14 protein-coding genes, 1 tRNA gene and 1 pseudogene are annotated in these 17,530 nt (G+C 46.2%); 6 read left to right on the top strand and 10 right to left on the bottom strand.

The window, feature by feature from the left end; translation table 11 throughout:
* Nucleotides 1-581: 581 nt before the first annotated feature.
* A complete protein-coding gene (locus LU633_RS12180) occupies nt 582-1,229 on the bottom strand; it encodes a YchE family NAAT transporter (RefSeq protein WP_016192506.1) in 648 nt (215 codons plus the stop codon).
* Between the two features lie 463 nt (nt 1,230-1,692).
* Between LU633_RS12180 and adhE the strand changes: the two genes are divergently transcribed.
* Nucleotides 1,693-4,371: a bifunctional acetaldehyde-CoA/alcohol dehydrogenase gene (adhE, locus tag LU633_RS12175; protein WP_016192505.1), complete on the top strand. Its 2,679-nt coding sequence runs from the start codon at nt 1,693-1,695 to the stop codon at nt 4,369-4,371.
* Between the two features lie 150 nt (nt 4,372-4,521).
* On the opposite strand, the gene LU633_RS12170 is transcribed toward adhE, so the two are convergent.
* Entirely contained in the window at nt 4,522-5,139 is a 618-nt protein-coding gene (locus LU633_RS12170) for a thymidine kinase (protein WP_016192504.1), read from the bottom strand.
* Between the two features lie 507 nt (nt 5,140-5,646).
* Here LU633_RS12170 and hns point away from each other — a divergent pair.
* Nucleotides 5,647-6,051 carry a histone-like nucleoid-structuring protein H-NS gene (gene hns, locus LU633_RS12165; protein ID WP_016192503.1) on the top strand — a complete coding sequence of 135 codons (405 nt, stop codon included), beginning with the start codon at nt 5,647-5,649 and terminating at the stop codon, nt 6,049-6,051.
* Between the two features lie 53 nt (nt 6,052-6,104).
* Here the strand turns inward: hns and LU633_RS12160 are convergent, their stop codons facing one another.
* The 5 genes and pseudogenes from LU633_RS12160 to rssA all read right to left on the bottom strand — a co-directional run bounded on the left by LU633_RS12160 (nt 6,105) and on the right by rssA (nt 11,594).
* The gene (locus LU633_RS12160) at nt 6,105-7,112 is read right to left on the bottom strand and encodes an NAD-dependent epimerase (protein WP_016192502.1); all 1,008 of its coding nucleotides are present in this window, start codon (nt 7,110-7,112) and stop codon (nt 6,105-6,107) included.
* 14 nt (nt 7,113-7,126) lie between these two features.
* Nucleotides 7,127-8,467, bottom strand: coding sequence for a UDP-glucose dehydrogenase family protein (locus tag LU633_RS12155; RefSeq protein WP_016192501.1), 1,341 nt, complete (start codon nt 8,465-8,467; stop codon nt 7,127-7,129).
* Between the two features lie 27 nt (nt 8,468-8,494).
* A complete protein-coding gene (galU, locus tag LU633_RS12150; protein WP_016192500.1) occupies nt 8,495-9,403 on the bottom strand; it encodes a UTP--glucose-1-phosphate uridylyltransferase GalU in 909 nt (302 codons plus the stop codon).
* Nucleotides 9,404-9,597: 194 nt separating this feature from the next.
* Nucleotides 9,598-10,611, bottom strand: coding sequence for a two-component system response regulator RssB (gene rssB / locus LU633_RS12145; protein WP_016192499.1), 1,014 nt, complete (start codon nt 10,609-10,611; stop codon nt 9,598-9,600).
* Between the two features lie 103 nt (nt 10,612-10,714).
* Nucleotides 10,715-11,594 (bottom strand): annotated as a pseudogene (rssA, locus tag LU633_RS12140) (patatin-like phospholipase RssA).
* 104 nt (nt 11,595-11,698) lie between these two features.
* On the opposite strand from rssA, the gene LU633_RS12135 reads away from it, so the two are divergent.
* From LU633_RS12135 to xthA, 4 genes are all read left to right on the top strand, one after another.
* Nucleotides 11,699-12,157 carry a YchJ family protein gene (locus LU633_RS12135; RefSeq protein WP_016192495.1) on the top strand — a complete coding sequence of 153 codons (459 nt, stop codon included), beginning with the start codon at nt 11,699-11,701 and terminating at the stop codon, nt 12,155-12,157.
* 46 nt (nt 12,158-12,203) lie between these two features.
* Nucleotides 12,204-13,052 (top strand): formyltetrahydrofolate deformylase, encoded by an 849-nt coding sequence (gene purU, locus LU633_RS12130; protein WP_016192494.1) that lies wholly within the window; start codon nt 12,204-12,206, stop codon nt 13,050-13,052.
* Between the two features lie 171 nt (nt 13,053-13,223).
* A tRNA-Tyr gene (locus tag LU633_RS12125) sits at nt 13,224-13,305 on the top strand.
* A 273-nt stretch (nt 13,306-13,578) separates the two neighbouring features.
* On the top strand, nt 13,579-14,385 hold the full coding sequence (gene xthA, locus LU633_RS12120) for an exodeoxyribonuclease III (RefSeq protein ID WP_016192493.1): 807 nt from the start codon (nt 13,579-13,581) through the stop codon (nt 14,383-14,385).
* Between the two features lie 34 nt (nt 14,386-14,419).
* Here xthA and LU633_RS12115 read toward each other — a convergent pair whose 3' ends face one another.
* From LU633_RS12115 to LU633_RS12105, 3 genes are all read right to left on the bottom strand, one after another.
* Nucleotides 14,420-14,761: a DUF1496 domain-containing protein gene (locus LU633_RS12115; protein WP_016192492.1), complete on the bottom strand. Its 342-nt coding sequence runs from the start codon at nt 14,759-14,761 to the stop codon at nt 14,420-14,422.
* On the bottom strand, nt 14,761-16,671 hold the full coding sequence (locus tag LU633_RS12110) for a DNA topoisomerase III (RefSeq protein ID WP_016192491.1): 1,911 nt from the start codon (nt 16,669-16,671) through the stop codon (nt 14,761-14,763). Before LU633_RS12110 ends, LU633_RS12115 begins: the two co-directional genes overlap by 1 nt.
* A 270-nt stretch (nt 16,672-16,941) precedes the next feature.
* Nucleotides 16,942-17,493: an NAD(P)H nitroreductase gene (locus LU633_RS12105; protein WP_016192490.1), complete on the bottom strand. Its 552-nt coding sequence runs from the start codon at nt 17,491-17,493 to the stop codon at nt 16,942-16,944.
* Nucleotides 17,494-17,530 lie beyond the last annotated feature (37 nt).

Below are 17,530 nucleotides of genomic sequence, written 5' to 3'. Positions count from 1 at the left end.
CATAATCCCGACATCGCTGGCTGCGGAACGTCATTCACTGCACAAGTGATGCCAGGTATTACCCTTTTCTTTCAACAACGCGCAGAACCTGGTTTGATCAACTTCGGCATAATGATGAAGTTGTTAAACAACCTTCTTTCTATCATGAGATTTTTTACAGGTGAAGCGTTATTTTATATTAAAAAATAACATTTAAACTAAAAATTACAATAACTTATAAAATCACCGCTACAATGCACACGTTAAAAATTCATTATGGCTACATAGTGCACAATTTGGGACAGGAAAGAGTATTTTAGAATTTTTATTCTTCTTTAATTTTTTATAGGTTTATTGAACTAATAAAAAGCATATAAATAGATTTAAAATTCAAAAAATGTCATTTAAGTTGTAAAATATTTTTCTGCATCAAAATTATTGCAGTAATTACACTAATAATTTTTTCCTGCCTTAAGAAAAAAACATAATTGCACCACTTTAGTGCAAAAAAAAACAAAATGTACAGATTAAGTGCAATTATTAATTTCAGACAAAAAAAAGCGCAGATTCTGCGCTTTTAGAGAGGTTTCGCAGGAGTATATTCAACCAGCCAAACCAGGAAACAACGCTTTGATCCCCGTGACAACAAACTCTATCCCAAGCGCCATGAGCAACAACCCCATAATTCGGGTAATAACATTGATACCCGTTTGCCCAAGTAAACGAACCATTAACGGCGCAGCACGAAACACCAGCCAGCAGCAGATTGAAAAAAGAGCAACTGAAATGCTAAAACCTATCAGGTTATGCCAGCTGTGGTAACGCGAACTCCAGACAATGGTTGAACTGATTGCACCTGGTCCAGCCATTAAAGGTAAAGCAAGCGGCACCACGCCAATACTTTCTCTTATAGCGGTTTCTGATTTTTCCTGTTTATTTTGCTTATCCTCACCCAGCTTGCCGCTGATCATTGACATCGCAATGGTTACCACCAGAATCCCACCAGCAATACGGAAAGAATCGATGGAAATACCAAAAAAATGCAAAATAATCTTTCCAAGAAACAGGGAGATCCACAAAATAATCGCCACAGAAAGATTTGCAGTCAGATTAGTTTTATTTCTTGCAGCAGGCACCTGATAGCTGGTCATGCTAATAAAAACAGGAATAATGCCGAATGGATTTACCAGGGCAAACAGCCCCACAAAAAATTTTATATAAATAGAAATATCAATAAATATCGAATTCACGCGGCGCTCCTGAGCAGACTGATTTGCTGGCGCCTAATTTAATGTAAAATCCGCCCTCTTTCCATGCTCAATGAATATGTTTTTATCTGGTATTTATAAACAACAGATAAGACTATAAGTCAGGTAATAGTATTGATTAAACTATAAATAATAACAGGTTATGCAGACACACCCTAAAACCGCTAAAGATTAGAGCTGAAAGAAGTCAGCTTGCGCATGACATGACTCAGATCAAAATTGACCTTACCCGTTGTGAGTAAGATCTAACTCCAGACAGGCAAAAAGCCGAAGCATATTTATCAACCGTTTTAATAGTAGACTTTCTCAGTAAACCATTGGAACTAAAGCTTATTTAGCACAATGTAGCCACTCGTTTTCCCTCAGCAAATTCATTTCCGGTGGCTATACTCCCTGATTCTGACTTGTTTACTAATAGAGTTTAAACTTCCATCAGGAGCGCACTATGCCCGTTACTAATGTTGCTGAACTTAACGCACTGGTTGAACGTGTTAAAAAAGCACAGCGTGAATATACCAATTTCACTCAAGAGCAGGTTGACAAGATTTTTCGGGCCGCAGCGCTTGCAGCCGCCGATGCACGTATCCCGCTGGCAAAAATGGCGGTGGCAGAATCAGGAATGGGCATTGTCGAAGATAAAGTTATCAAAAACCATTTTGCTTCAGAGTATATTTATAACGCTTATAAAGATGAAAAAACGTGCGGCATTCTGAGCACAGATGAAACGTTTGGCACAATCACCATCGCTGAACCAACTGGTCTTATCTGTGGAATTGTACCTACCACTAACCCTACATCAACAGCCATTTTTAAAGCGCTTATCAGCCTGAAAACCCGAAATGGAATTATTTTTTCGCCACACCCAAGGGCGAAAAATGCCACAAATAAAGCAGCAGATATTGTACTTCAGGCAGCAATTGCAGCTGGTGCACCCAAAGATATTATTGGATGGATTGATGTTCCTTCAGTCGAACTTTCAAACCAGCTAATGCACCATCCCGATATCAACCTGATACTTGCGACTGGCGGGCCCGGAATGGTTAAAGCGGCCTACAGTTCTGGAAAACCTGCTATTGGTGTAGGAGCAGGCAATACGCCGGTTGTAATTGATGAAACGGCAGATATTAAACGTGCCGTCGCATCAATTTTGATGTCAAAAACCTTCGATAACGGCGTTATCTGCGCCTCTGAGCAATCAGTTATCGTCGTGGACGAAGTTTATGATGCTGTAAAAGAACGTTTCGCCAGCCACGGTGGACATCTACTTCAGGGCAAGGAATTAAAAGCTGTTCAGGATGTTATCCTGAAAAACGGCGCGTTGAATGCAGCCATTGTAGGTCAGCCTGCGGTAAAAATTGCCGAAATTGCGGGCATTAACGTCCCTGTGAATACAAAAATTCTTATCGGTGAAGTTACGCTCGTGGACGAATCAGAGCCTTTCGCACACGAAAAGCTTTCACCTTCCCTGGCCATGTACCGTGCCAAAGATTTTGAAGATGCGGTTAGTAAAGCAGAAAAACTGGTTGCGATGGGAGGCATCGGCCATACCTCCTGCCTTTACACTGATCAGGATAACGAACGCGAACGCGTTAACTATTTTGGCGACAAAATGAAAACTGCACGCATTCTGATTAACACGCCTGCTTCTCAGGGTGGCATTGGCGACCTCTATAATTTCAAACTTGCACCATCGCTGACGCTTGGTTGCGGTTCATGGGGCGGTAACTCCATTTCCGAAAACGTCGGGCCGAAGCATCTTATTAATAAGAAAACCGTGGCAAAGCGAGCTGAAAATATGTTGTGGCACAAACTTCCTGGGTCTATCTACTTCCGTCGTGGTTCACTTCCCATAGCCATGGAAGAAGTGGCTACCGATGGTGCCAAACGTGCTTTTATCGTTACTGACCGTTTCCTCTTTAACAACGGCTATGCCGACCAGATTGTTTCAGTTTTAAAAACGCACGGTATTGAAACAGAGATATTTTTTGAAGTTGAAGCGGATCCAACGCTAAGTATCGTACGTAAGGGCACAGAGCAGATGAATTCGTTTAAACCTGATGTCATCATTGCTTTGGGCGGAGGCTCTCCAATGGACGCAGCCAAAATAATGTGGGTTATGTATGAGCATCCCGAAACAGCCTTTGAAGAACTGGCTCTTCGTTTTATGGATATCCGTAAACGCATCTATAAATTTCCCAAAATGGGCGTAAAAGCCAAAATGATTGCTATTACGACTACATCGGGAACGGGTTCAGAGGTAACACCGTTTGCTGTGGTGACAGATGATACAACCGGACAAAAATATCCCCTTGCGGATTACGCGTTAACGCCAGACATGGCCATTGTTGATGCCAACCTGGTCATGAATATGCCTAAGTCGCTTTGTGCATTCGGTGGCCTTGATGCAGTAACCCACTCACTTGAAGCCTATGTCTCAGTGCTGGCCAACGAATATTCTGACGGTCAGGCATTACAGTCGTTGAAATTGCTCCAGGAAAATCTTCCTGCCAGTTATCATGAGGGGGCTAAAAATCCGGTTGCACGTGAGCGCGTTCATAATGCTGCAACTATTGCCGGGATCGCATTTGCTAATGCTTTTCTTGGTGTATGTCATTCAATGGCCCATAAGTTAGGGTCTGAATTCCATATTCCACACGGCCTGGCTAATGCACTGCTTATCAGCAATGTCATTCGTTATAACGCTAACGATAATCCAACTAAGCAAACAGCATTTAGTCAGTACGATCGTCCTCAGGCACGCCGGCGTTATGCAGAAATAGCTGATCATCTTCGCCTTAGTACAGCAGGCGATCGTACCGCACAAAAGATTGAGAAGTTATTGTTGTGGCTGGAAGGCATGAAAGCTGAGCTGGGCATTCCCAAGTCAATACGTGAAGCGGGTGTGCAGGAAGCAGACTTTCTGGCCAAAGTGGATAAACTTGCTGAAGATGCATTCGACGATCAGTGTACCGGAGCTAACCCACGCTACCCGCTGATCAGTGAACTGAAGCAGATTATGCTCGATTCGTTTTATGGTCGCGCATTCACAGAGTCATTAAACGTAACCAGCAATGCTGACCGGCCCGAAGAGAAAAAGAATACAGAAAAGAAAATTAAGCGATAGTCGTACTTCAAAACCTGGGTACCGGCCTCTGTCGGTGCCCACTTAAAATCATAATGAAGCGGGCCACATATGGCTTTATTGATAAGAATATCAGTTAACCTGTAACAGGGCTGATTGCCTTTGAAATATGGTTGAGCTGATTAGTACTGGTTAATTACAATACGATTTTTCATCAACAGAATGTAAGCAATTCTGTTCAATAGCAGCTTTATAATGCTTGCGGCAAACGGATAGATAACTTTCATTTCCACCAATAACAATCTTTTCACCTTCTTTATAAGGCACACTTTTTTCATCGAGTCTTAAAACCATACCTGCTTTTCTGCCGCAATTACAGACGGTTTTTAATTCAACGAGTTTATCCGACCACGCCAATAAATACTGACTTCCGCTAAATAATTCACCACGAAAATCTGTACGTAGCCCATAACAAAGTACAGGTATATCCAAAAAATCCACCACATCAGATAAGGCCTTAACTTGTTCACGTGTCAAAAACTGGCATTCGTCAATTAAGATACAGTGCACAGGCTCCAATTTAAGTTCAGAGTTAATTTCATTAAAAAATTCCGTCCCGTTATTATACAGTTTTGCTGGAGAAGAAAGGCCAATGCGAGAACTGACTTTAGCGAAACCAAAACGGTTATCAATCTCTGCTGTATATACCAGTGTTCGCATCCCGCGTTCAACGTAGTTATAAGATGATTGAAGTAAAGCCGTTGATTTGCCCGCATTCATGGCAGAGTAATAGAAATATAGTTGGGCCATCAGGTTGTGCTCCGGTAAAAAAAAGCTTAATGCGCATGATGTTAGCACAGTCTGTTTTGAGTCATTATCGCTATATGTTTTCTATATGCACATTTTTTTCGCCCTGTCATCTGGATCAAATGCTGGCATGGATGGGAATATACTTCATAAGTAAATAGTTTTATCTGTTACATTCATCGCAGATTACACTTTAAAAAAGTAAATCATATTGCATGTATTCTCTGATTTATCCTGAACTTACTCAGCTCACCAAATAACACCAGCCATCACGAGATTAAATACCCCACAATCAACTCAGTTAAGGACTTAATCAAAACGCCTGACTCAGGAAAAAAGAATGATATTCAGGGAAATATAGTTATTCCGTATCGTTAATAATCATCCCGCCAGTTCGTTTAGACCGTTTATTCTTATTGAATAACAAAATTTGCTATTGCAGTTCGTTTTACAGCGCTCTATTATTAATCGGCAGAACTACCCCATCCATTATAATTTGAGATCAGGAAAATGAGCGAAGCACTTAAAATTTTGAACAACATTCGTACTCTGCGCGCGCAGGCACGAGAGTGTTCACTCGAAACTCTGGAAGAAATGCTGGAGAAACTTGAAGTTGTAGTCACCGAACGTCGTGATGAAGAAAATCAAGCTCAGGCTGAAATCGAGGAGCGTACGCGTAAATTGCAGCAATATCGTGAAATGCTAATAGCAGACGGTATTGATCCTAATGAATTGCTCTCGGCTCTTTCCACTACTAAAGCAGCCGGGAAATCAAAACGAGCAGCTCGCCCTGCCAAATATAAATATGTCGATGAAAATGGCGAAACTAAAACATGGACAGGTCAGGGTCGTACCCCTGCAGTAATCAAAAAAGCCCTCGAAGACGGTAAGCAGCTGGAAGATTTCGTACTGTAATCCTGCTGATTAGTGAGTTGCTGGTGCCCCACTGTCGTGTGGGGCACCAGACATCAAACCCGGTAGAACGAACGATACCAACCGACAAATTCCGCAATCCCTTCATCAATACAGGTCTCAGGCCTGAAGCCAATTACATCATACAAGTCAGAAGTGTCCGCACTTGTTTCAAGAACATCGCCGCGCTGCATTGGCAACATATTCTTGTGAGCCGTAATGCTCAGGGCCTTTTCCAAAGCGTTAATATAGGTCATCAACTTAACCGGACTGCTATTTCCAATATTGTAAACACAATACGGCGCTGAACTATTTGCTGCATTGCCCTTCTCAACCGTCCAGTCTGGATTAAGCTGCGGAATGACATTCTGAAGTCTGTAAATGGACTCGGTAATATCATCAATATAGGTAAAGTCACGCTGCATCTGACCGTTATTGTATACATCTATTTTTTCACCCGCAATCATCGCGCGGGTAAACTTAAACAGTGCCATATCAGGCCGGCCCCAAGGGCCATAAACAGTGAAAAAGCGCAAGCCGGTAGTTGGCACCCCATAAAGGTAGGAGTACGTATGTGACATGAGCTCATTCGCTTTTTTAGTCGCGGCGTAAAGTGAAACGGGATGGTCTACAGAATCATTCGTTGAAAAAGGGAGTTTTTGGTTCAGACCATAAACTGAACTTGATGAGGCATAAAGCAGGTGTCCTACATTATGGTAACGACAACCTTCAAGTATATTCAAATAGCCATTCAGATTTGAATCCATATAGGCTAAAGGGTTTTCCAGTGAATAGCGAACGCCAGCCTGGGCACCAAGATGGATTACGCGTTCAAAAGCTTCTTTTCCGAATAAGGCGGGGATTTTCTCCCGGTCGGCAAGATCGAGTTTGGCAAAAGAAAATGCAGAATATGAACGAAGGATATTAAGGCGGGCAAGTTTAAGTTTAACGTCGTAGTAATCATTCAGATTGTCAAGACCGACAACCTGGTGACCGGTGTTTAGCAGACGCTGCGCAACATGAAAACCAATAAAGCCTGCTGCACCGGTAACCAGATATTTCATACTACCCTCGTTAATTATGCGATTTGTATAGAAGCTCCGCGGCCGATTGCATAATAAACAAAACCGCGCTTGCTAAGTCTTTCCGGATCATACAGGTTACGACCATCAAAAATCACGGGGTCTTTCAAAGCTTTTTTGATCACATCAAAATCCGGTGCCCGGAAGTTCTGCCACTCAGTACAAATAACGAGACCATCGGCGCTTTGCAGAGCAGCTTCTTTGGTGCCCATCAGCTTGAGATCGTCGCGATGTCCATAGATGCGTTGCGCTTCGTCCATCGCCTCAGGATCAAAAGCCTGAATAGTGGCACCAGCCTGCCATAACGCTTCCATCAAAACGCGGCTCGATGCTTCACGCATATCATCCGTATTTGGTTTGAAAGACAGTCCCCACAGGGCGAAGGTTTTTCCTTGAAGATTCTCGCCAAAGTGGCGCTTAATGAAGGTTGGCAACTTATTTTTCTGCGAGTCGTTAACATCTTCTACAGCCTGCAGCAAACGCGGCTGGTAACCAATCTGCTGTGCGGTGCGAATCAGTGCCTGAACATCTTTCGGGAAGCATGAGCCACCGTAACCACAACCGGGATAGATAAATGAGTATCCAATACGTGAATCTGAACCTATTCCCTGACGGACTTTCTCAATGTCAGCACCCAGACGTTCAGCCAGGTTCGACATCTCATTCATGAAGCTGATTTTCGTGGCAAGCATGCAGTTGGCAGCATATTTTGTCAGTTCAGCGCTACGGATATCCATCAAAATCATTCGATCGTGATTGCGGTTGAAAGGTTCGTAAAGTTCACGAAGCAGTTCAACAACGTCATCATTATCCGTGCCAACAACGATGCGTTCAGGACGCATGCAGTCTGCAACAGCCGCCCCTTCCTTCAGGAATTCCGGGTTGGATACAACGTCAAAATTGATATCCATACCACGCCCCTTAAGGGTTTCTTCCATCACTGCACGGACGCGATCTGCAGTACCTACAGGCACAGTGGATTTATCAATAACAACTTTGCTGTCTGACATGTGCTGGGCGATGGTGCGGGCAACAGCCGTGACGTATTTCAGATCGGCAGAGCCATCTTCATCCGGTGGCGTACCCACAGCAATAAACTGCATGACACCATGATGCACACCCTCTTGCGCATTAGTGGAAAACTTGAGTCGGCCCGACTCATAGTTCTGCATCACCAAAGGTGTAAGCCCTGGTTCGAAGATAGGAATGATCCCTTTTTTTAAGTTGTCGACTTTTTTCTGATCAACATCGATACAAAGAACGTCATGTCCGACTTCGGCCAAAACTGCAGCCTGAACCAGACCGACATAGCCGATACCAAATACGGTGACTTTCATTGAATTGTCCCGGTTAGAAATTGAAAATTACTTTTTATTACCTACGGTGCTTTCCAGCCAGGCTTTAAAATCGCCACCCAAGGTGTTGTGACGAACGCCATACTCAACGAAAGCCTGCATATAACCCAGTTTATTACCACAGTCGTGGCTGATACCTTTCAGGTGATAAGCTTCAACGGTCTCTTTTTCCATTAGCATTGCAATGGAGTCAGTCAGTTGAATTTCATCACCGGCACCGGGGGGCGTCTTAGCCAGCAAAGGCCAGATGCCCGCAGAAAGAACATAGCGTCCAACTACGGCCAGATTAGAGGGTGCTTTGTCTGCTTTAGGCTTCTCAACAACCCCGACCATTGGTGTGCCTTGGCCAGCACTTAAAGCAGCGCCCTGACAATCAGCAACGCCATAGGCAGTAACATCGTCCACTGGTTCAACCATGATTTGGCTGTGTCCGGTTTCATCGAAGCGACGCATCATATCAGCCAGGTTATCTTTAGTCAGGTTCGATTCGTACTCGTCGATGATGACGTCTGGCAGGATAACGGCAACGGGTTCATTGCCCACAACCGGATAAGCGCACATTACAGCGTGGCCCAGACCTTTAGCCAGCCCCTGACGTACCTGCATGATAGTTACGTGAGGAGGACAGATAGACTGAATTTCCTCCAGTAGCTGACGCTTAACACGTTTCTCCAGCATGGCTTCGAGCTCGAAACTGGTGTCGAAGTGGTTTTCGATGGAGTTTTTTGAGGAGTGCGTAACCAGCACGATTTCATTAATTCCGGCTGAGATGCACTCATTAACGACATACTGAATTAACGGCTTATCAACCAGCGGCAACATCTCTTTTGGAATTGCCTTCGTAGCTGGCAGCATGCGGGTCCCCAAACCTGCTACTGGGATAACCGCTTTTTTTACTTTGGACTTATAGGCAGACATCAAAGTACCTCTCTTTAGGCCGTTCAGGTTATTACTTGATATGTCGAGTTAAAAAACAAAGTCAGTATAACAGTTCAATCTGGGCGGATTTATCCTGGATAAACATTTTGATCATAAATTAAGATTATTACCCAAGTGTAAAGTCATTTTATGGCCCTGCCTGTAACACTCAGGAATAAAGACAAATTGATTGATTAATTCGTGGACAACATCAGGCGTAGCCTACCCCCAGCGCCCCAAACCTGACACTGCCAGGCATCGCATTTTTGACTGATTTGATTCAGGTAGGGGCTACCTGTTGTACCAAGCGGCATACCATTACTGAGTTGTATTTGGTGGGTGTTAATATTAAGCGTGGCGTTTAATCCTGCGGAAACCAGGATTAAATTTTTAATTCCCTGGTGGTAATAACCAACCAGTAAAGGAAATTGCCCTTGCAAATTAGCCTGCCGTAAAAGCTGATTGACTTGTTTCAACAATGACGTTAATTCCGGTAATTCTTGCGCCTGTCCAGATAATTGATCCTGTAACAAACCATTAAATAATGTCCGCAGTAACAATGCGGCCAACACACCATTATTACCAGCCCTTGTCGCATCCAGACAATAAAAAACCAAATCGTGCTCTGATAATGCTGCCACATCCAACACCAGGCCCGGCTGTTCAGCCATCGTTAACTGACGATAATTGACCCGACAGTGGGCAATAGTTTGTTGAACCGGAGGCTGTAACTGCTTAAGGAGTGCCGCTGCTGCCAGCGGATCGCTCACTAACGCATCCCAATCCTGAAAAAGCTGCTCATCTTCTTCTACTTTGGAGGTAAACATTGAGGGATACAGGCATTCATAAACCGCATCACGCACTCGCCCCAAATCCTTAAGGGGTTTAAGTAAAATATCCTGCACGCCCAGACGTAATACCTGTGCAATATCAGACATATTTTCGGTTGCAGAAATCACCAAAATCGGCACGTCATTTCCCCGGCTTCGAAGGTGCTCAACCAGTTTGATTCCGTTCATTCGCGGCATGGCTAAATCACAGATAATCAGTTCCTGCTGGTGGTGTTGCAAAATATCCAATGCCTGAAGCCCGTCATCTGCCAATGTAATGACTGCACCAAGAGCAGCCAGGAAATTGTCAAGCAGAGAACGGAAAACGATTTCGTCTTCAACGATCAGAATTTGTTTCCCATTTAATGGCTTCTCCATTCTCCCCCCTTGTACGCCAACTCCATCAATAGTGGCTCATAAACCACGATTACGCCTCTCCGATTTTTCAATGGTGACTTTATATATGATTCGGCAATGCGCACTAACGCACCAGCGGGAGTAGTTCATCTATCCTCTTATCAACAGCCAGTTCGCCTGCTTCGATCGCCTCTTCAGTACGGTGAAAATCAAGCGTTGATATCTGCGGACACAGAGGTTGAATAAGCACATCAGACGGATCGCCAGCCATACGATTGCGTTTGACACGGTTCTCCAGAACCTGAATGGAGGTGGACATTATTTGCATCGTGCCGGGGACCTGATTCATTTTTCGATGCCTTCCCCGTGAGAAGCTTTATCGCAACCTGCCTGCCCAACCGGTTGCAGCCGTGAGCGCGTCCTCTTCTTCAGTATAATGAAGAAGCAGACATCAAATCCTGCTGCGTCAGATGGGCATCGTGCTGAAGATCAACAGCGATAACAATATCGGCCTCCAGCGCCCTGGTGAGAGAAACAGGATTCACCACTGCACCATCAACCAGCCATTCCAGGCCACCGGTTCCAGTAAACCCGGAATGCTGCATGAAACCCTCACCGCCTGGCGTATATCACCCTGAATCAGCCAGAGTTCACGTCCCTTGCTCAGGTTAGTGGTTACCGCACCAAATGGCAGAGTGCACTGTTCTATGAGGTCGTGGCCGATCAGCCGTTGAATATGGTTAAAAATGCGTTCTCCTCTGAGCAATCCACTACGGTGCCAGGAGACGTCCATCAGGCGAATCACATCACAGTAGCTGAATGAGCGTACCCATGATTCCAGTAATGGCATCTGTTTACTGACATACACTGCCCCACCAACAGAGCAACCCGCAACTAAATCGACTTTGATTCCACATCGTTCAAGCGCATTAATTACACCAAGGTGGTGTCCATCCCCTGGCTGCACCCGACTCCATTGCCAATCCTATTTTTGTCTGCCTTATTGAATCTCGGGTGTTCACTTAACTAACACATGGCATCATACGTGCCACTCCGTTACCATGATGCCAAACGTCTTCGATCTTTAAAACATGCTCATGGAGTCAATGTGTCAGAACCCTGCCCATGCTGTAGCGGATTGCAGTATAGCGTATGTTGCCAGCCCTGGCTGACTGGCGCAGCACTGCCACCGAAACCAGAATCTTTAATGCGCTCACGTTATACCGCCTATGTATATAGGGACACAAACTATCTTGTGGCAACATGGCATCCATCCCGTCAGACCGAGCATCTGCGTACCAGTCTGCAACAAAGTATTGACGCAACAACATGGCTGGGTCTCACAATCATTTCGGCGGACGTAAATGCTGAAAATAGCGAAGGATACGTGACGTTTTTTGCTCGCTACTCTGAAAATCATCAGGAACATTTTCTGCACGAACGTTCTCGCTTTATTCAGCTGGATCAACGCTGGTATTATGTCGACGGCTCATACCCTGAAACAGGACGAAACGTTCGGTGCCCGTGCGGCTCCGGTAAAAAATTCAAAAAATGCTGTAGCCAGTAATGGCACACCTCCGTACAAGAGTGGCTTCAACAGGATTACTATCGCAATGCAAGCTCAAACACCGCAACGAAAAGTTTTACGGACGATTTGCCCGGATGCAAAAGGTCTGATCGCTAAAATCACCAATATTTGTTATAAGCACGAGCTTAACATTGTGCAAAATAACGAATTTGTCGATCACCACACCGGGCGTTTTTTTATGCGCACCGAACTGGAGGGCATCTTCAACGACACTACGCTTCTGGCAGATCTTGACAGTGCTCTGCCCGACGGCTCGGTGCGTGAGCTTAACGCTTCAGGAAATCGCCGAATTGTTATTTTAGTCACTAAAGAAGCACACTGTCTGGGCGACCTGCTGATGAAAAGCGCTTATGGCGGTCTGGATGTCGAGATCGCGGCAGTTATAGGAAATCATGAAACGCTACGCTCGCTGGTTGAACGCTTCAATATTCCGTTTGTTTTAGTCAGTCATGAAGGCTCAAGCCGCGAACAGCACGATAACAATATGGCAGTCGAAATCGACCGTTATCAGCCCGATTACGTCGTGCTGGCTAAATATATGCGGGTACTGACCCCTAGATTTGTACAACGTTATCCCAATCAAATCATCAACATTCATCATTCATTTCTGCCCGCATTTGTTGGCGCACGGCCATATCATCAAGCATACGAGCGCGGGGTGAAAATCATCGGTGCGACCGCGCATTACGTTAATGATAATCTTGATGAAGGCCCAATCATTATGCAGGACGTGATTCACGTCGATCATACTTACAGCGCTGAAGATATGATGCGTGCAGGGCGTGACGTTGAAAAAAATGCCCTTAGCAGAGCGCTTTATGAGGTTTTGGCACAGCGCGTGTTTGTTTATGGTAACCGTACCATTATTTTGTAATTATCCTCACCGTGCTGCTTTGAGTGCCAGAGCAGCACGCCGCGTAAAAAAACGGCAACCGATTTTTTGTTGAACGCAGACCTTACACCGCTATTTTATCTGACATGATGCGCCCGTTCAAAAAATATGAATTAAAAACAACGATTTGTTTGTTGATGAGTATTTCTCCACGGTGGGGGTCCCGAGCGGCCAAAGGGAGCAGACTGTAAATCTGCCGTCATCGACTTCGAAGGTTCGAATCCTTCCCCCACCATCATCAAAAGAATTCCCGACATCCTCAATCCTGAATATTTTCCTGCAATTTTATGTTCAGGGAGGCAATACACTGTCGACTTTTTCCCGGCCCCGTCATCAACTGAAACTGACCAATGCATATCCGACTTTTTTGAGAAAATAGCATATCCAGCTGAAAGGCCTGTTATATGCTTTAAAACGCCTGTATTGCTTATCGACAGCGTTCAGGATGACATTTAGCGACTTACTCTGCTAACATCCTGCTTCTTTTTATCGCGAAGCGACCGCTGAAATGAAATTTGTTTCTTTTAATATCAATGGGCTGCGCGCCCGTCCTCACCAGCTTGAAGCTATTGTTAACCAGCATCAGCCAGAAGTTATTGGCCTGCAGGAAACCAAAGTTCATGATGATATGTTTCCTTTGGAAGAGGTGACGAAACTGGGCTATCACGTCTTTTATCATGGACAGAAAGGTCATTATGGCGTTGCCCTGCTCACCAAAGCGCAACCCGTGAAGGTGATGTGCGGATTCCCTGAGGACGATGAAGACGCGCAACGCCGCCTGATCATGGCAGAGGTGCCAGGCCCGACAGGTAACATTATCGTTATCAACGGCTATTTTCCTCAGGGTGAAAGCCGTGACCATCTCACCAAATTTCCGGCTAAGGCAAAGTTTTATCTTGACCTGCAAACGTACCTTGAAACTCAACTCAAGGCCGACCAGCCTGTACTTATCATGGGGGATATGAATATCAGCGCCTCAGACCAGGATATCGGTATCGGCGAGGAGAATCGCAAACGCTGGCTGCGCACCGGCAAGTGTTCTTTTCTGCCGGAAGAACGGGAATGGATGGATAAATTGATGGGCTGGGGACTGGTGGATACATGGCGAGCACAGAATCCTGAGGCCAGCGATCGTTTTTCCTGGTTTGACTATCGCTCTAAAGGATTTGACGACAATCGCGGACTGCGTATCGATCTGCTCCTCGCCACTAAACCGCTGGCCGACCGATGTGTGGCAACCGGTATTGATTATGCCATTCGCAGTATGGAAAAACCTTCTGACCATGCGCCAGTCTGGGCACAGTTCGACCTGTAATTTGCAATGCGCCCGGTTTATCCCCGGGGCAGTCTTACTGTTTTAATAGTTTCCAGATTAAATTGTTGGTGCCGTAGGAGTGTTCATCACGGACGCACTGTAACAGTACTCCTTCCATTTTAACCACCGCTCCCTCAGTATAACTGCGATTTTCATAGGTGCAGCAGCGCTGACAAGGGGGCTGGCTGGTGTTGCTCTGGCCTTGTGTCCATGCCTGAGGCGGCATATCTACTACCACCCTGCTCCCGGCATTATAACCATTTTCACTGACAACGCTATTTTGAACTGTGCCAGGGTCGGTATACTGCCCTGCTGCCAGCAGTGGCTGGGTACACAGCAATAACAGACTTGCAGAGATCATACTTTTATTCATCATTACGTGTCCTTTACTTTCGTTGACTTACGTGCCGTTTTTTTCTTCTGAACCGCATTCAAACCCCGGAAAGCCTGTGCCGCAGGCTTCTGGCGCACCTGAGACATCAGCTGGTGCAGCGTTTCCACCAGCGGCTGCATAAACCCCTGGTAACTACATTCTTTTTCACTGATTTTAGTCAGTGTTGATTCCCAGTGGGCGGTCATGTCTGGTCTGGCCGCCATTTCGGGCAACGAGTGGATCAAAGCACGTCCGGCAGGACTGGAATGAATATAGCGCCCTTTCTTAAAGAGGAAGGTGCGTTTAAAAAGTAATTCAATAATTCCTGCACGCGTGGCTTCTGTCCCTAAACCATCGGTCGCACGCAGCACTTTCTTTAATTCTTTATCCTGAACAAAACGCGCAATACCTGTCATTGCAGATAATAACGAGGCATCGGTAAAGGGTCGGGGTGGCTGTGTCTGCTTTGCAGCAACCTCGCCGCGTTCACAAAGCAACTCATCGCCCTTCGCAACCACTGGCAGTGGTGTACCATCATTTTCTTCATCCCGCTCTTTACCGCCAAGCAGCGCTCGCCATCCTGCTTCTGCCAAAAAGCGCGCTTTTGCGACAAACTTGCCCCCTGCAATATCCAGCCCGATAACACACTTGCGGTAAACTGCCTCCTGGCAAAACTGCATCAGATATTGCCGGGCAATCAGGTAATAAATATTGCGTTCGTTTTCGGAGAGCCTGGCCGGATTACTGCGCGCGGTGGGAATAATAGCGTGATGAGCATCGACCTTTTTATCATCCCAACAGCGATTTTTACGATCCCCATCAAAGTCAGCTGGGTATGTCAGTTCGGGCTGATGAGCACTAATCGCATTGAGTACCGCATGCCTGCCAGCATAATGCTCTTCCGGTAAATAACGGCTGTCGGAACGTGGATACGTAATCAGTTTATGTGTTTCATACAGTTTCTGGCAGGTGTCCAGCACCGTTTGCGCACTCAGCCCAAATCGTTTGGCCGCCTCAATTTGCAGACCAGAAAGTGAGAACGGCAACGGCGGCGTTTCATTTTCCCGCCTGTCGTTATAGCTGATCACCCAGGCTGGCTGCCCATTAATACGGGTTACTACATGTTCTGCCAGCGGACGATGCAGCAACCTTCCCTCCTCATCCTGATAAGGTTCACAGGACTCACTGGGTTGCCAGAGTGCGACAAAGCGTTCATTTTGCGGCGTGACAATGTGTGCTTTGACCTCAAAGAAGTCTTTCGCAATAAAGTTTTCAATATCTTCATCACGCCGGACCACCAGCCCCAGGACGGGCGTCTGCACGCGCCCCACGGAAAGCACCCCATCATATCCGGCATTGCGGCCCAACAAGGTATAGGCTCTGGTCATATTGATGCCATAGAGCCAGTCGGCCCTCGCCCGGGCCAGTGCAGAAACACACAGCGGAATAAACTCCCGATTCTCCCGCAGTCGGGCAACGGCACGTTCCACCGCAGCAGGGTTGAGATCGTTAATTAAACAGCGCAATACTTTTCCGCGTTTTTCTGGCGAAAGCGTAAGGTAATCCAGCACTTCATCTACCAGTAATTGCCCTTCGCGGTCGGGGTCACCGGCATGGATCACTTCGCTGGCCTGTGCCAGTAAGCCTTTGATTACACCAAGCTGTTTTGCCACGGAGGGACGCGGCTGTAGCTGCCATTTCTCCGGCACTATGGGTAGATCAGCCAGAGACCAGCGGGCAAAGCGGCTGTTATAGCTGTCGGGCTGTGCCTGTTCCAGCAAATGGCCAACACACCAGGTCACCGTATTATCGTTACCACAGGCGATAAAGCCATCCCCCCGACGGTGAGGTTTGGGTAACACATCAGCAATCGCACGAGCGAGACTGGGCTTTTCAGCAATAAACAGACGCATCGGGTTGGGTGATCCTCATGAATACGGTCTTAACAATAGCAAGCGATAAATCGCCGTTACGCAAACGGATCGGGCCTGCGGACAATGCTCACCTGCTGGTAAACCACTACGCGGTAACCAACAAAATACCCCGGACAATCAGGCGGCACGTTTTACCGGCCGTATGGTAGCGCGTATAATCGCGAGTAGTAAGGCTGAAGCGATGCAGTCGCTCATAATCACGTCAGTATGCAAGGTTGTGGGTGCCTCTGCATACTGAACGACGGAATGTCAGAAGTAGCTGACAAAAGGTGAGGTGTCTGGTGCAATGAACCTGGTAGCAGATTTGAGCTGCGGGGTGCCAAGGTAAAGGAAGCCAACAATCGCGTCCTGATCACGGCACAGGAAGGCTTCACGTACGCTCGGATGCTCTGTCCATGGGCCGCTGCGCCAGATACCGTTAAAGCCCTGCGCCACCGCCGTCATTTGCATGGACATAACGGCGCATCCGGCAGAAATAATCTGCTCCCAACGAGGGACCTTGTGATGTGCCTCACAATGGGCAACCACGGTAATAATCATTGGCGCACGAAAAGGGGATTTTTTTGCTTTTTCGACGGCTTTCTCATCCATCCCCTCCTCGTGTGCAACCTTTTCTAAAAGCTCGCTGAAGCGGGTTCTCCCGTCATTTTCTATGATAATAAAGCGCCACGGCTGTAAGCCTTTGTGATCGGGCACACGCATACCTGCGTGCAAAATATTTTGCAGGGCTTCGCCTTCAGGGGCGGGGTCGCTCAAACGTGATGCAGAGCGCCGATTAACCAGCAAATCCAGTGCATCCATAATTGTCTCCTGATAACCATTTTATTCGGCTGAAAAC

This window comes from Erwinia tracheiphila, from assembly GCF_021365465.1.
Classification (GTDB): domain Bacteria; phylum Pseudomonadota; class Gammaproteobacteria; order Enterobacterales; family Enterobacteriaceae; genus Erwinia; species Erwinia tracheiphila.
Note: the sequence above shows the minus strand (reverse complement) of the source record. Positions and strands in the feature narration are given on the sequence as shown.

Bases quoted from the DNA above. Each gene is read 5' to 3' on its own strand.
- adhE (WP_016192505.1), top strand. From the start codon at position 1,693: ATGCCCGTTACTAATGTTGCTGAACTTAACGCACTGGTTGAACGTGTT.
- LU633_RS12170 (WP_016192504.1), bottom strand. From the start codon at position 5,139: ATGGCCCAACTATATTTCTATTACTCTGCCATGAATGCGGGCAAATCA.
- hns (WP_016192503.1), top strand. From the start codon at position 5,647: ATGAGCGAAGCACTTAAAATTTTGAACAACATTCGTACTCTGCGCGCG.
- LU633_RS12160 (WP_016192502.1), bottom strand. From the start codon at position 7,112: ATGAAATATCTGGTTACCGGTGCAGCAGGCTTTATTGGTTTTCATGTT.
- LU633_RS12155 (WP_016192501.1), bottom strand. From the start codon at position 8,467: ATGAAAGTCACCGTATTTGGTATCGGCTATGTCGGTCTGGTTCAGGCT.
- galU (WP_016192500.1), bottom strand. From the start codon at position 9,403: ATGTCTGCCTATAAGTCCAAAGTAAAAAAAGCGGTTATCCCAGTAGCA.
- rssB (WP_016192499.1), bottom strand. From the start codon at position 10,611: ATGGAGAAGCCATTAAATGGGAAACAAATTCTGATCGTTGAAGACGAA.
- purU (WP_016192494.1), top strand. From the start codon at position 12,204: ATGCAAGCTCAAACACCGCAACGAAAAGTTTTACGGACGATTTGCCCG.
- xthA (WP_016192493.1), top strand. From the start codon at position 13,579: ATGAAATTTGTTTCTTTTAATATCAATGGGCTGCGCGCCCGTCCTCAC.
- LU633_RS12115 (WP_016192492.1), bottom strand. From the start codon at position 14,761: ATGATGAATAAAAGTATGATCTCTGCAAGTCTGTTATTGCTGTGTACC.
- LU633_RS12110 (WP_016192491.1), bottom strand. From the start codon at position 16,671: ATGCGTCTGTTTATTGCTGAAAAGCCCAGTCTCGCTCGTGCGATTGCT.
- LU633_RS12105 (WP_016192490.1), bottom strand. From the start codon at position 17,493: ATGGATGCACTGGATTTGCTGGTTAATCGGCGCTCTGCATCACGTTTG.